At 63.2% G+C, this 13983-nt stretch carries 11 protein-coding genes; 9 read left to right on the plus strand and 2 right to left on the minus strand.

Going from position 1 to position 13983, the window contains the following annotated elements:
• The first annotated feature begins 7 nt into the window (after positions 1-7).
• From mltB to lipB, 5 genes are all read left to right on the plus strand, one after another.
• Positions 8-1120 carry a lytic murein transglycosylase B gene (gene mltB / locus C1H69_RS04350; protein WP_240609804.1) on the plus strand — a complete coding sequence of 371 codons (1113 nt, stop codon included), beginning with the start codon at positions 8-10 and terminating at the stop codon, positions 1118-1120.
• Positions 1117-2115, plus strand: coding sequence for a septal ring lytic transglycosylase RlpA family protein (locus C1H69_RS04355; RefSeq protein ID WP_102652186.1), 999 nt, complete (start codon positions 1117-1119; stop codon positions 2113-2115). The genes mltB and C1H69_RS04355 overlap by 4 nt, the downstream gene beginning before the upstream one ends.
• A gap of 49 nt (positions 2116-2164) precedes the next feature.
• Complete coding sequence (locus C1H69_RS04360) at positions 2165-3367, plus strand: D-alanyl-D-alanine carboxypeptidase family protein (protein ID WP_102652304.1); 1203 nt, start codon at positions 2165-2167, stop codon at positions 3365-3367.
• 95 nt (positions 3368-3462) lie between these two features.
• The gene (locus C1H69_RS04365) at positions 3463-3777 is read left to right on the plus strand and encodes an HP0495 family protein (protein ID WP_102652305.1); all 315 of its coding nucleotides are present in this window, start codon (positions 3463-3465) and stop codon (positions 3775-3777) included.
• The gene (lipB, locus tag C1H69_RS04370) at positions 3777-4436 is read left to right on the plus strand and encodes a lipoyl(octanoyl) transferase LipB (protein WP_102652187.1); all 660 of its coding nucleotides are present in this window, start codon (positions 3777-3779) and stop codon (positions 4434-4436) included. The genes C1H69_RS04365 and lipB overlap by 1 nt, the downstream gene beginning before the upstream one ends.
• A gap of 45 nt (positions 4437-4481) precedes the next feature.
• Here the strand turns inward: lipB and lipA are convergent, their stop codons facing one another.
• Together lipA and C1H69_RS04380 are read right to left on the minus strand one after the other, a co-directional pair.
• The gene (gene lipA, locus C1H69_RS04375) at positions 4482-5534 is read right to left on the minus strand and encodes a lipoyl synthase (protein WP_102652188.1); all 1053 of its coding nucleotides are present in this window, start codon (positions 5532-5534) and stop codon (positions 4482-4484) included.
• Positions 5535-5750: 216 nt separating this feature from the next.
• Positions 5751-6740: a LysR family transcriptional regulator gene (locus C1H69_RS04380; RefSeq protein WP_102652189.1), complete on the minus strand. Its 990-nt coding sequence runs from the start codon at positions 6738-6740 to the stop codon at positions 5751-5753.
• Positions 6741-6850: 110 nt separating this feature from the next.
• On the opposite strand from C1H69_RS04380, the gene C1H69_RS04385 reads away from it, so the two are divergent.
• The 4 genes from C1H69_RS04385 to C1H69_RS04400 all read left to right on the plus strand — a co-directional run bounded on the left by C1H69_RS04385 (position 6851) and on the right by C1H69_RS04400 (position 13864).
• Entirely contained in the window at positions 6851-7771 is a 921-nt protein-coding gene (locus C1H69_RS04385) for an ATP-binding protein (RefSeq protein ID WP_102652190.1), read from the plus strand.
• Positions 7772-7945: 174 nt separating this feature from the next.
• Positions 7946-10489 (plus strand): DUF3141 domain-containing protein, encoded by a 2544-nt coding sequence (locus C1H69_RS04390; protein WP_102652191.1) that lies wholly within the window; start codon positions 7946-7948, stop codon positions 10487-10489.
• 286 nt (positions 10490-10775) lie between these two features.
• A complete protein-coding gene (gene topA / locus C1H69_RS04395) occupies positions 10776-13403 on the plus strand; it encodes a type I DNA topoisomerase (protein ID WP_102652192.1) in 2628 nt (875 codons plus the stop codon).
• Positions 13400-13864 (plus strand): DUF6586 family protein, encoded by a 465-nt coding sequence (locus C1H69_RS04400; protein ID WP_102652193.1) that lies wholly within the window; start codon positions 13400-13402, stop codon positions 13862-13864. Before topA ends, C1H69_RS04400 begins: the two co-directional genes overlap by 4 nt.
• Positions 13865-13983 lie beyond the last annotated feature (119 nt).

The raw sequence follows: 13983 nt of genomic DNA on the forward strand, positions 1-13983 counted from the left end.
CGATGGCATGCGATGGCCGAATCTTATCGACAAGACCCAGTCAGGGAGTGGCAAGCGCATGATGCCAGTGGGGAAGTGGAAAAGGGTCAGTGGCACTGCCGTGGCGGCATTCGCCTTGTGGGTGCTGGCGCCCGGGTTGAGTGCCGCCGACTTCGACCCTGCGGAACACGAGGGAGCCCGGCAACTTGTTGATACGCTGGTCGAGCGCGGTATCGAGCGTGATTGGCTGGAGTCGGCCTTGCGCAGCGCCGAGTTCCAGCAGGGTGTGCTGGATGCCATGGAAGGTGCCGCGGAGCGGCGGCTGCGCTGGGACGAGTACCGGGAAATCTTCCTGCAGCCGGAGCGCATTCACCGGGGTGTGGCCTTTATCGAGGCTCACCGCGATGCGTTTGCGCGCGCCGAAGCCGAATATGGCGTACCAGCGGAGGTGATTGCCGCCATCATCGGCGTCGAGACCAGCTATGGACGATTCACCGGGCACCATCGGGTCATCGATTCACTATCGACCCTGGCCTTCCACCATCCCGTTCGTGGCGGTTTCTTTCATGGCGAACTGACAGCCTTTCTCGAAATCACCCGGGAGCAGGACGTGGAACCGGGCAGCCTGCAGGGCTCCTATGCCGGAGCCATGGGCTATCCGCAATTCATTCCCACCAGCTATCGCGCCTATGCCGTGGATTTCGACGGCGATGGGGTTCGTGATCTATGGACGAATCCAGTCGATGCCATCGGCAGTGTCGGCAACTATTTTGCGGAGCATGGCTGGCAGCCGGATCTGCCGATCTATCATGAGGCCAAGGGACCGGAAGCGCCTCCGAAGGTGATCGACTTCAATCGTACGGCAAGACCCTATGTGAGCGTGGCCGAGCTTGACGAAGCGGGCATCCGGGTCGAGGGTCTCGAGGACGATGCCACCGTCGTTCCGCTGGCCCTGGAGGTTTCGGAAGAGGCCTGGCGCTACCGGGTGGGGCATGAGAACTTCTATGTCATTACACGCTACAACCATAGTCATCTCTATGCCATGGCGGTGACCGAGCTGGCCGAGGCGATCGAGGCATCGCGTGCATTGGATGCGCATCAGCTCGAGCCAACGGGCAATGGCGAAGGGGAGGAAGCATGAGGCCATGGTATCTCGGCCTGGTGTTGGCCACCTTCCTGGCCGGCTGTGCCGGTGGTGGTTCACAGCCGTCAGGCCAGCGGGAGGCGGCGGGCACTGCGTCCCCGGCGGCACCCGCCAGCGATGGGCGATACGCCATGTCCGGGGATGCCTACCCGGAAGATCCACCCGATGTCAGCGAGATCCCGGATGCCGTTCCCCGCGTGGAGGCACCGTCGCGGGGGGGGAATCGTCCGACCTATGAGGTGTGGGGCAAGACCTATCAGGTGTTGCCCGACGCCAGAGGCTATGCCCGCCAGGGAACCGCCTCCTGGTATGGCGAAAAATTCCACGGCTATGCCACTTCCAATGGCGAGATTTACGACATGTACAAGATGAGCGCTGCCCATCGCTCATTACCGCTGCCCACCTATGCGCGCGTCACCAGTCTGGACAACGGCCAGTCGGTCATCGTCCGGGTCAATGATCGCGGCCCCTTTCACAACGATCGGGAAATCGACCTCTCCTATGCCGCCGCCGCGCGCCTGGATATCCTGGACCACGGTACCGGCCGGGTGAAGGTCGAAGCGATCGACCCTGAACAGTGGCTGGCGGAAAATGGCCGCAATGACTCGAACCGGAGTGCCCCATCGATGGTCCAATCGCCTCCTGCCGCTGCGTCGCAGGCTACGATGGCCGAGCCGGCTCGCGAGGCCTCGACCGAGTCTGCCAATGGCCTTGCCCAAGGTGGTCCAGAGCCGAGCCGAGGCACGGCGGAGCCAGCCGAACCGGGCCAGATCTATCTGCAGATCGCGGCGCTGGGTTCGGGCGACAGCGCCCGGGCGCTGAAGGCGCGGCTCCAGAACGAGCTGTCGCATCCCGTGCGAGTGGCCGATTCGCCTGGCATGTACCGGGTGCAGGTTGGACCACTGTCCAGCGCAGCCCAGGTCGAGCCTGCCCGCGACGAACTGAGGCGAGCCGGTTTCGATCAGGCCTTTATCGTCAATGGCGCTGACTGATCGGCGCCTTTCCCTGACCATCTCGACGTTTCTGATGAGACCCATGCCCATGAGAGTGCTGTTTCGTAACCACCGTCCGCGCGTGATGTCGGTGATGTTGTTGAGCCTGGTGCTGGCCATTCCCCAGGCTCTGGCCCAGGCCGTGCCGACTCCCCAGACCATGATTCCCGCACCGCCCCAGATTGCCGCCAAGTCATGGTTCCTGATGGACGCCGACAGCGGCCGGGTACTGGTCGAGCACAATGCCGACGAGCGCCTCCCCCCCGCGAGTCTCACCAAGCTGATGACCGCCTATCTGGTCGAGCGGGAGTTGGATCGTGGCAACATCTCCCTGGATGACACGGTTCGCGTCAGCGAAAACGCCTGGCGCACCGGTGGCTCGAAGATGTTCATCGAGGTCAATAACGACGTGGCGATTCGTGATCTGCTGTATGGAATCATCATCGCGTCGGGTAACGATGCCAGCGTCGCCGTGGCCGAGCACCTGGCCGGTGGGGAGGCTCCCTTCGCCGACCTGATGAACCAGCATGCCACCCGTCTTGGGCTGCAGAATACCAACTTCACCAACGCCACTGGGCTGCCCCACCCGGAGCAATACTCTTCCGCGCGTGACATGGCGCTGCTCTCCCGTTACATCATCAACGACTATCCCGAGCACTACGCGATCTACTCCGAGAAGTATTTCACCTACAGTGATATCCGCCAGCCCAATCGCAACCGTCTGCTTTGGCGTGATCCGACCGTTGATGGCCTGAAGACAGGCTGGACCACCGAAGCCGGCTACGGACTGGTCGCCTCCGCCAAGCGAGACGACATGCGTCTGATCTCGGTGGTGATGGGCACCAGCTCCGAGGAAGCGCGTGCCCAGGAGACCCAGAAACTGCTGAGCTACGGTTTCCGTTACTACGAGACGATGAATCTCTATGAGCAGGGAGCCGTTCTCAATTCGCCACGAATCTGGGGTGGTGACAAGAACGAGCTGCGTTTGGGGGTGGATGAGGACGTGTTCATGACCGTTCCTCGCGCTCGCAATGAAGAACTCAGTGCCCGTCTGGACATACGCCAGGATATGACTGCTCCGATCAGCCAGGGTGAGCGTGTCGGAACCCTGGAGGTGCGCCTCGGTGACGATATCGTGGGAGAGCAGCCCCTGGTGGCGCTCGAGTCCATCGAGGAGGGCGGAATCTTCAAGCGTTTGCTCGATCAGGTTCGACGGTTCTTCAGCAATCTCGTCGGCGGCTGGTTTGGTTGAGGCTCGCGGGCCGTCCCTTTGAAAAGCGGGCGCTCTTGGTTGCCCGCCAAGGGTTGAGTAAAATACTCGGAAATGTGCGTAACGGTATGGCAGACATGACCGACAAGAACCTGCGTGATCTTCGCAAGGCGGCGACAGTCGAGTCGCCGTCCTCACCGCCGACGATCACCTTTCCCTGCGACTACCCCATCAAGGTGGTGGGCGATGCCGCCGAGGATTTCGCTGCCGTCGTCTGTCAGGTGGTGTCGCGCCACGACACGACGTTCGATGCGACCACGCTGGAGGTCGTGGAGAGCCGTAACGCCCGTTTCCAGTCGGTGCGGCTGACGATGCGGGCTACCGGCGAGCTCCAGCTCAAGGCGCTGTTCGATGAACTCAAGGCCACCGGCCGTGTTCACATGGTGGTCTGATGGCCCGCATCGAGGTTCATTGTCTGGGACGGCGTTCCTACGAGCCCGTCTGGCATGCCATGCGTGAGCTGACCGATACTCGCGATGATCGCACCGCTGACCAACTGTGGCTGGTGGAGCACGATCCGGTCTTCACTCAGGGGCAGGCGGGAAAGCCCGAGCATCTTCTGATGCCGGGAGATATCCCGGTGGTACAGACCGACCGTGGCGGCCAGGTGACCTACCACGGCCCCGGCCAACTGGTACTCTATCCGCTGTTGGACGTCCGCCGCGCCAGGATTGGCGTACGCGACCTCGTGTCAGCCCTTGAAAACGCGGTCATTGCACTGCTGTCCGAGCATGGTGTGGCGGCACGGGCGCGTCCCGATGCCCCGGGTGTCTACGTCGGTGAGGCCAAGATCGCCTCGCTGGGGCTTCGTATTCGCCGCGGGGCCAGCTTTCATGGGATTGCCCTCAACGTTGACGGCAACCTGTCTCCGTTCGATCGGATCAACCCCTGTGGCTATGCGGGCATGGCCATGACGCGGCTGGCGGATCTGGTCGACGCGTGCCCCTCCGTGGAAGCAGCCGGGTTGCGGCTGGCCGAGTGCCTGGGACACGAGCTGGGCAGGGAGCTGGTGTTTCCGGAAACGACGACCGCCTTGCGACCCGCCAGCTGACCCCTCCTGTCCCAGCCGTGTTTCCCCTGTCGCAGGTATACCGCTTCACCCTACGTTGATGGTGGGGATCCGGCTGGCGTCGACCGCCTGACCGGGTACCTCGGCAGGCGCCGCCAGCCCCAGGTTGTTCTTCTCGAAGACCTGGTCGGCTCGATAGCTGGAGCGAACCAGGGGGCCGGATGCCACTTCCATGAAGCCTTTTTCCAGCCCCAGCTGGCGGTAACGCTCGAACTCCTGGGGTGTCACCCAACGCTCGACCGGAAGATGATTGCGGGTGGGGCGCAAATATTGGCCTAGGGTAACGATGTCCACTCCGATGGCGCGGAGGTCATCGAGGGTGGCCATGATCTCCTCTTCGGTCTCGCCCAGTCCCAGCATCAGGCTGGTCTTGGTCAAGACCTCCGGCTTGTACCGCTTGGCATGGGCCAGTACGTCGAGGGTCTTGCGATAGCCCGCCCGGGGGTCACGTACATGGTGGGTGAGTCGCTCCACTGTTTCGACATTCTGCGCGAACACTTCCAGGCCGGAGTCGACGACACGCTCGATGGCGGTCTTGTCGCCATCGAAATCCGGCGTCAGCGCTTCCACGACCACGGCGGGAGTGCGGGTCTTGATGGCATGGATGCAGTCGGCATAGTGGGCAGCGCCCCCGTCGGGCAGGTCATCACGATCCACCGAGGTCAGCACGACGTAACGAAGCCCCATCAGCTCCACCGACTTGGCCGTATTGGCTGGCTCCTCGTCATCGAGCCAACCCTTGGGATTGCCGGTATCCACGGCGCAAAACCGGCAGGCGCGAGTGCAGACCGAGCCCATCAGCATGATGGTCGCCGTGCCGTTGCTCCAGCACTCACCCATATTGGGGCAGTGGGACTCGGCGCAGACGGTGCTCAGGCGGTGCGTGCTCACGTTCTTCTTGACCGCCTCGAAGCGTTCGCCGCCGGGGATCTGAGCACGCAACCACTGTGGCTTGCGGCCCGGTTCGGGGCGTTCTTCCACCTGCTTGCGCTGTTTCATGCCATCCTTGATCACGGCCATGCCGTGCTCATTGCGGAATTTTTCACCGCTGGGGATGCGTTTTGAGGTGTTGTCGCTCATTTGGGTCTGAGCCCCTCCAGTCGACGGCTGCCAGTGCCGGTGCGATCATGCCGGCAGGCGGCTCGAGAGGCGAGCGTCGTTGGCGGCACGAGACCAGACTGACGTCAGGATTGTTACGTTAGGCGTAGGCGGTAATCTATCATATGAGCCCCCCGGGGTGACAGGCGTATGCAAAGGCCGCCACATTCTCCAGTCCGGTTGCGACAGGGCAGGATGTCACGGGGTGTGGATCGGCAGGCACACCACGCCATGATCGGGCATCGGCTGGAGCGGTGCCTTGAAGTGAGTCTCGAATTCCCCAAGCCGTTCGCGGACGAAGCGCAGGAAGAGCTCGGTCACCGGGGTGGGAAAACGATCGCGTGGATAGACCGTGCACCAGGAACGACGCAGTGGAAAGCCGGGCAGCGCCAGTTCGGCCAGCAAGCCCATGCCCAGCTCCAGCTTCACGGCAAGACGTGGCAGGATGGCGACCCCCAGGTGGGCCATGACGCCCTGCTTGATGGCTTCGTTGGTCCCCAGTTCCATGGTATGGGAAAGCGCGACATCCTGCTCGGCGGCCAGTTGCTCGAAGGCGGTGCGGACACCTGAACCCGGTTCCCGCATCAGCAAGTAGTGCTGGGCAAGGTCTTCCAGGGTTGGGCCGGTAGCCTCCAGTAGCGGGTGTCCTGGCCAGACCACGGGAATCAATTCGTTGTCCAGGATTGGCATGAACACCAGATCGTCGTCGTCTTCAGGCACCATGGCCATGATCACGAGGTCGTCTCGCCTGGCGGCCAGCCGCTCCAGTGCCTGGCTTCGGTTACACACCCGCAGGCACACCTGCACATTGGGGTAATGCGCGCGAAAGCGGGCGATCAGATGCGGGACCACGTACTGGGCCGTGGAGACCGCCGCCAGGTTGAGCTCACCGGAGATGGTGCCGTCCATGTCCGATAGCGTCATCTGCAGCCGCGATACCTGGCCGAAGATGGCCTGGGTCGAGACCGCCAGGGCGTCCGCAGCCGGTAGTGCATGCAGTGTCTTGCCGGTGTACTTGAACAGCGGCTGTCCCAGCGCCTGCTCCAATTGGCGAACCTGTGCACTGACGGCCGGCTGGGTCAGGCCAAGCTGCTCGGCGGCTCGCGAATACGATTGCTGGCGATGGACGGCCTGAAAGACCTGCAGTTGGCGGAAGGTCAGGCGGTTCAGCAGCCTTGGCATGGTCATCGGCGAATCCGCTGAAGGGCGCAGTGCCCGTTGAGGAACTGACCTTCATGCTATCACCGCCAGCGGGGGCCGGCCATGCCTGCCCCCGCTGTCAACGAGGAATGTCCTGAATGCAGCGCGAAGGGTCATTGAGAGAAAAGCCGCGGGACTGGCGCCGTATCATGGTAGCCGGCACGGGTCTCGCGGCGCTTCGGGCCGGACAGGCTTGTACCGAACTGGGGCTGGCCTGGTGTGACAGTGCCGGCGAAACCGGGAATGCGCTGGTGGCACGCGCGCGCCGGCTTGGCTGTGACGTGCTGCATCCGGGCGAGGCTGGGCCGGCGGAGCAACTGGGACTGGCTCAGGCAAGTCGACAGGCAGGGCTCGTCTTCATCGGCCAGCGGGAGGCACTGATGGCGGCCATGCACGATAACCAGGCCAGCCGCCAGCTGCTACGCGAGGCGGGAGTACCGCTCAGCCAGGCCGGACGGGATGCGGCACGGCTGCTTTTGCCGGTTCTGGTCGACAGGAAGGGCCAGGCACTGGCACTGATCGAGCATGAGATCCTCGATGAGACCACTGCGATGGCGCCAAGTGATCGTCTGACACCTGAACAGCGCGTCTACCTTGGGCGACTGGCCATACAGGGGGCCCGGGCAATGGGGCTGGTGGGGCTTGCGACGATGAGTTTCACCCTGGAGGGCAACCGGCTGGGTTTTGACGCCATGCGCCCTGGCTTGACAGGCCGGGAAGGCCTGGCCGAGGCGCTGACCGGGCTCGATCTCTCCGTCGAGCAGTTGAGACTGGTGGCGGGGGAACGACTGCGTCGCCCACGGGTCGGCCATATGGGCCATGGTCCCGGACGCCCCGGTCAGGCCCGTCTTCGCCTGTTGCACACCCCCCGGGGACGTCTTGGCGGAGGGCCCGGGGTACGCCTCGATCAATCCAGCGATTTCGGCGAGTCGATGGCCAGGTTGCTGGTCTGGGGGCGCGATGGCGCGGAGGCGAGTCGACGTGAAAGGCGTGCCTTGACAGAGTGGAATGACGCTTAGGGTTCGGCGGAACGACGAGGCGGTCGACCGTCGGCGCGGTCGGTATTGTAACAAAAAATCGACAAAAACGGCTGCGCAAGCCCGGTGTAGGGCGTATCATGATTGTTGCAGCGCAGCAATCACTCTCCCTCCTGGTGCCGATGCGCTCGGGGCCAGCGAACAATGGAGCCAAGCATGAACTCACTGATGCCGACACCGCCTGAACAGGCGCTGACCTTTCTGGATCCTTTCGGTTTCGGCCGTGCCGCCTTCGACTACTGGCGTGATGCCGTTGAACGTAGCGTGCTGTACATGGACGTGATGCGTGAGCGCGGCAATCAGTATCTCGAACACATCGAGAAGACCAAGCCCAATGTGCTGGGTTTCGATGCCGACGTGGTCATGGATGGCCGTGAGCTGCCGCGACCGGTGAATTACGAACTGATGCGGATTCAGCCTCCCGAGGGTGTCGAAGTCGATCTGCAGACCCGACCTTTCGTGGTAGTGGATCCGCGGGCGGGCCACGGCCCCGGTATCGGCGGTTTCAAGCCCGACAGCGAGATCGGCGTCGCCCTGCGTGCCGGCCACCCCTGCTACTTCATCGGGTTCCTGCCCTATCCGGAACCGGGCCAGACGGTCGAGGACGTGGTGGAGGCGGAAATCGCCTTCCTGCGCCGAATCATCGAGCGTCACCCGGAAACCTCGGAGAGGCCCATGGTGGTGGGCAATTGCCAGGCCGGATGGCAGATCATGATGGCGGCATCGCTCGAGCCCGACCTGTTCGGGCCGATTCTGATCGCCGGGGCGCCGCTCTCCTACTGGGCCGGTGAGCGGGGCCGCGCGCCGATGCGCTATACCGGCGGCATGTCCGGGGGAAGCTGGATGACCATGCTGGCCAGCGACCTCGGCAGCGGGGTGTTCGACGGTGCCTTGCTGGTGCAGAACTTCGAACGCCTCAACCCGGCCAATACCTGGTGGGGCAAGCAGTATCGCCTGTTTTCCAGTATCGACTCCGAAGCCGAGCGTTACCTGAGCTTCGAGCGTTGGTGGGGCGGTCATGTGGTGCTGGGTGGCGAGGAGATCCAGTATATCGTCGACAACCTCTTCATTGGCAACCGGCTCTCGACCGCTCAACTGGTCACTTCCGACGGCCGGCGCATCGACCTGCGCAACATCCGCTCGCCCATCGTGGTGTTCTGTTCCCAGGGGGACGACATTACCCCTCCGCCCCAGGCGCTGGGCTGGGTAAGAGACCTTTACGAAGACGTGGACGATATCATCGCCAGCGATCAGACCATCGTCTATTGCGTTCATGATACCACCGGACACCTGGGGATCTTCGTCTCGGGCAGCGTCTCGCGCAAGGAACACACTGAGTTTACCGCCAACATCGATTACATCGATGTATTGCCCCCCGGGCTCTATGAAACAACCGTGTCGGCTGCGGCCGATCGAAGCGATTCGGAGTTGATCGAGCGGGATTACCTGCTCGAGTTCAAGGCGCGCTCCATCGAGGGCATGAACCGGGATGTCATCAAGCATATGGAGGAGGACGATACGCGTTTCGCCACCGTGGCCCGGATGTCGGAGATCAATATGGGCCTGTATCGCTTGTTCGTGCAGCCCTGGATCCAGGCGGTGATGACTCCCGAGGCCTCTCGTCTGATGCGTCGCATGCATCCCATTCGTTTGGGCTACAAGCTGCTGTCGGACCGGAATCCGCTTTCCGTGCCGCTGCCCGTGGTGGCCGACTGGGTACGCCAGGATCGTCACTCGGTGAGTGACGACAATCTTTTCCGGTCAGTCGAGGCGATCGTTTCCAAGCAGATCACCAGCGGGTTGGACAGCTGGCGTGAGCTGCGCGACCGGACCACCGAGCGGCTGTTCCTGGACTTCTATGGTCAGCCATTGTTGCAGACTATGGTGGGGCTGGGCGGTAATGCCCATGTACACCGTCGCCGCCCCGGCAGTGAACCGGAACATCGCCGCTTCATCGAACGCCGCAAGGATGAGCTGCGTCACCGTGTCGCCGAAGGCGGCATCCATGAGGCCGTCATGCGTTCGGTGATATACGTGCTGGGCGGTTCGCCCACGACGGATGAACGAAACTTCAAGCGCCTGCGTGCCTCCCGTGCAGAACTCGAGCCCGGTAGCAGCCTGAAGGATTTCAAGCATCTGGTGCGTGAGCAGTTCTTCATTCTCAAGCTCGATCGCGAGGCCGCTCTGGAGGCAATCCCCGACCTGTTGGTTAACGAGAAGGCGGAGATGATACGCACGTCTCTTGAGCATATCGACCACGTTCTGGCTGCGAGTGGCGAGCTGAATGATCAATCCCGGGCTCGCCAGGAGCGCATTCAGGCGCTCTTCGAGCAGGCGCTCGACAGGGTCGATCCCGAGAGCCGGCGCGAAGCCCTGGCCGAGCTGCATGCCGACGTCGAGAGCGAAGCCAAGGCCAGGACAGCGGCCACGGGAGAAGTCGAGAAGTTGCTGGACGATCCAGTGGCCAGCCCGGTCAAGGCGTCGAAAGCCAAGCCGAAGCCATCCGGGAAGGCATTGGCGAAAGCGACCGCCCGGCCCGGGAAAAAGCCGGCTACATCGACAACCGAGGTGCAACCGGCCGAGGACGCTCAGCCGGCCGGCAAGGCGTCCCGCCCGACAACTGACGATGCCGACGGTGTCGACCAGCAGGGCGCTGCTGCGCCCAAGACCAAGGCGGTGCGCAAACCGCGCAAGCGCTAGGCGACTGCGGTACCTTGTGCCCCTTCCGATCCTGTCGGCGGGGGCACAGGCTTTATTGGGCCAGGCTGGCGCCAGGTGTCGCCATCGAACGGCATCGATCCCCGTTGGGTGCTAGCTTCAAAGTGCCGGCCAGCCGGTGCCGTTCCGGTGGCGACTGGCGCAAAGGTGGTGGCTGGGTTAGGGTAAGCGGATTTTTCACCCCGCGAGTATCGTCCGCCGAGGACAGGCGGGCCGGAATCGTCAGGTGGGGGCCACTGGGTCTTCGCCGTGCAGAAAGTGGAGCACTATGGGCAAGTCATTGGTCATCGTCGAGTCGCCGGCCAAGGCCAAGACGATCAACAAGTATCTCGGCAACGAGTTCATCGTGAAGTCGAGCGTGGGTCATATCCGTGACCTGCCGACCAGCGGCTCGGGCAAGACGGCCTCCGATCCCAAGGAGCGCGCGCGCCAGGCTGCGGCTACCCGAAAGATGTCGCCGGAGGAAAAGGCCGAGTACAAGCAGCACAAGGCCAAGGATCAACTGATACGGCGCATGGGTATCGATCCTGAGCATGGTTGGAAAGCGCATTACGAAATCCTCCCCGGAAAAGAGAAGGTGGTGGCGGAGTTGCAGAAGCTGGCGGAAAAGGCCGACGCCGTCTATCTCGCGACCGACCTCGACCGAGAAGGGGAAGCCATTGCCTGGCATCTCAAGGAAACCATCGGTGGAGAGGATGGCCGCTACAAGCGCGTGGTCTTCAACGAGATCACCAAGAATGCCATCCAGGAAGCCTTCACCGAACCTGGCAGCCTCAATATTCCGCGGGTCGAGGCACAGCAGGCGCGTCGCTTCCTGGATCGGGTGGTGGGCTTCATGCTCTCGCCGCTGCTGTGGGCCAAGGTCGCCCGGGGCCTCAGTGCCGGCCGGGTGCAGTCGGTAGCCGTGAGGCTGATCGTCGAGCGTGAGCGAGAGATCCGCGCCTTCGTCCCGGAGGAGTTCTGGGACGTACACGCCAATCTGGTATCGAGTGACGGCGAGCCGGTCCGGTTCGAGTTGGCTCGGCAGGATGGCAAGGCGTTCCGCCCCACCTCGGAAGCCGAGACGCTGGAGCGTATCGCTGCGCTGAGAAAGTCGACTCTCGCGATCACCTCGCGGGAGGACAAGCCGACCCGGTCGAAGCCGAATGCGCCGTTCATTACCTCGACCCTGCAGCAGGCAGCCAGCGGCCGGCTCGGTTTCTCGGTGAAGAAGACCATGACACTGGCCCAGCGTCTCTATGAAGCCGGCTACATCACCTACATGCGTACCGACTCGACCAATCTGTCCAAGGACGCGGTCGAGGGCGTGCGCGGCTATATAGACAGCGAATTCGGCAGTCGTTATCTGCCGGAGGCGCCCAATCGCTACTCCAGCAAGGAGGGTGCCCAGGAAGCCCACGAGGCGATTCGCCCCTCCGAGGTGCAGCGCAAGGCGGGCGACCTGGCAGGCATGGAGCGTGATGCCGAACGGCTGTACGAATTGATCTGGCGTCAATTCGTGGCCTGCCAGATGACCCCGGCCGAGTATCTCTCCAGCACCTTGACCGTGGAGGCCGATGGCTATGAGCTCCGGGCCAAGGGTCGTGTACTCAAGTTCGACGGGTACACCCGGGTCATGAAGCCGGCCGGCAAGCACGAGGACCAGGCATTGCCGGACCTTCCCGAGGGTACGCCCATGGTCCTCGAAGAGCTGGATCCGCAGCAGCACTTCACCAAGCCGCCGGCACGCTATACCGAAGCGAGCCTGGTCAAGGAACTGGAGAAGCGCGGCATCGGCAGGCCCTCGACCTATGCCTCGATCATCTCCACGATCCAGGACCGCGGTTACGTCAAGCTGGAGAACCGGCGTTTCTATGCCGAGAAACTGGGTGACATCGTCACCGAGCGGCTCAAGGAGTCGTTCCCGGACCTGATGGACTTCTCCTTCACCGCGCGCATGGAGGATGGCCTCGACGAGGTGGCCGAGGGGGAGCGTAACTGGCAGGAACTGCTCGATGCCTTCTATGACGAATTCAAGCAGGAGCTGGAGGCCGCCCAGAGCGAGGACGGGATGCGGCCCAATCAGCCCGTGCCCACCGATATCGACTGCCCTACCTGCGGACGCAAGATGCAGATACGCACTGCCTCCACCGGGGTATTCCTGGGCTGCAGCGGCTACAACCTGCCGCCAAAGGAGCGCTGCAAGACCACGATAGACCTGTTGCCTGGGGAAGAAGCGGTAGCCGCCGACGCCGACGAGGCGGCCGAGACGGAGGCGCTTCGTGCCAAGCATCGCTGTCCCAGATGCGGTACCGCCATGGACAGCTATCTCATCGACGAGTCACGCAAGCTGCATATCTGCGGCAACAGCCCCGATTGTGACGGCTACGAGATCGAGACGGGCAAGTTCCGCATCAAAGGCTATGACGGGCCGATCATCGAGTGCGACAAGTGCGGCAGCGAGATGCAGCTCAAGTCCGGCCGCTTCGGCAAGTATTTCGGCTGTACCAACAGCGACTGCAAGAATACCCGCAAGCTGCTCAGGAGCGGTGAGGTGGCCCCGCCCAAGATGGACCCCATTCCCATGCCGGAGCTGGCCTGCCAGAAGGTGGACGACCACTACGTGCTGAGAGACGGCGCCAGTGGCCTGTTCCTGGCAGCGAGCAAGTTCCCCAAGAACCGGGAGACACGCCCGCCGCTGGTCCGTGAGCTGAAGGCCCATGGCGATGCTCTTCCGGAGAAGTATCACTACCTGCTCGATGCCCCTGCCGAGGACCCGGATGGCCGGCCGGCGCAGATCCGCTTCTCGCGCAAGACCAGGGAGCAGTTCGTGATGACGGATGAAGAGGGTAAAGCGACCGGTTGGAAGGCGATCTATGAAAACGGCAGGTGGCAGGTAGAGGACAAGCGAAAGTGACCCCAAGAGCCCGGACCAATCAGCTGTTCTATCAGGCCGAGCTGCTGCTGGACATGGCTCCGGAGGAGGATGAGCATGCCGAGGCCCGGCGCATGGCTGCGGAGGAGGGCGCGCTGGCCCTGACAGAGCTGGCGCTGGAGGCGCTGCTGCGTGAAGTCACCGAGCATGCGTGCCTGCCGGGGCATGATTGGCGTGAACTGCTCGATCCTCGCGGAGAGCCGGTAGCCGAGCTGCACCGGTTGCGTGAGCTGGCCGGTCGTCCCGGCAGTTGGCTGGACTGGCTGCTGACGAGATTGAGGGCGCTGCATGAGAGCGATGGCGTGGCTCGCCGCCGCGGTGCTGTCGCGCCAGGCATGATCGCGGTGGGCAGTGGGGCCGCGCTGGGAGACGAACTCCGTACCTGCCTGCGCGAGGCCAAGGCGGAGTTGGCGGCCTTGCGTGAGACGAGCGAGGAGTGGTAGTGCGGTGGATGGGCCGAGATGCCGGCCTGGATTGAGCCCGTGACAGGGAGGCCCCTGTGGTCACACTGGCAATTTTCAAACAGTCGTTTACACTCTTCCGCATCCGTCCATCGTACCGA

It is taken from the genome of Billgrantia endophytica (assembly GCF_002879615.1).
GTDB lineage: Bacteria > Pseudomonadota > Gammaproteobacteria > Pseudomonadales > Halomonadaceae > Halomonas > Halomonas endophytica.

What these genes read in the sequence shown, in the direction of transcription:
- mltB (WP_240609804.1), top strand. Translation starts at nt 8, where the DNA reads ATGCGATGGCCGAATCTTATCGACAAGACCCAGTCAGGGAGTGGCAAG.
- C1H69_RS04355 (WP_102652186.1), top strand. Translation starts at nt 1,117, where the DNA reads ATGAGGCCATGGTATCTCGGCCTGGTGTTGGCCACCTTCCTGGCCGGC.
- C1H69_RS04360 (WP_102652304.1), top strand. Translation starts at nt 2,165, where the DNA reads ATGAGAGTGCTGTTTCGTAACCACCGTCCGCGCGTGATGTCGGTGATG.
- C1H69_RS04365 (WP_102652305.1), top strand. Translation starts at nt 3,463, where the DNA reads ATGACCGACAAGAACCTGCGTGATCTTCGCAAGGCGGCGACAGTCGAG.
- lipB (WP_102652187.1), top strand. Translation starts at nt 3,777, where the DNA reads ATGGCCCGCATCGAGGTTCATTGTCTGGGACGGCGTTCCTACGAGCCC.
- lipA (WP_102652188.1), bottom strand. Translation starts at nt 5,534, where the DNA reads ATGAGCGACAACACCTCAAAACGCATCCCCAGCGGTGAAAAATTCCGC.
- C1H69_RS04380 (WP_102652189.1), bottom strand. Translation starts at nt 6,740, where the DNA reads ATGACCATGCCAAGGCTGCTGAACCGCCTGACCTTCCGCCAACTGCAG.
- C1H69_RS04385 (WP_102652190.1), top strand. Translation starts at nt 6,851, where the DNA reads ATGCAGCGCGAAGGGTCATTGAGAGAAAAGCCGCGGGACTGGCGCCGT.
- C1H69_RS04390 (WP_102652191.1), top strand. Translation starts at nt 7,946, where the DNA reads ATGAACTCACTGATGCCGACACCGCCTGAACAGGCGCTGACCTTTCTG.
- topA (WP_102652192.1), top strand. Translation starts at nt 10,776, where the DNA reads ATGGGCAAGTCATTGGTCATCGTCGAGTCGCCGGCCAAGGCCAAGACG.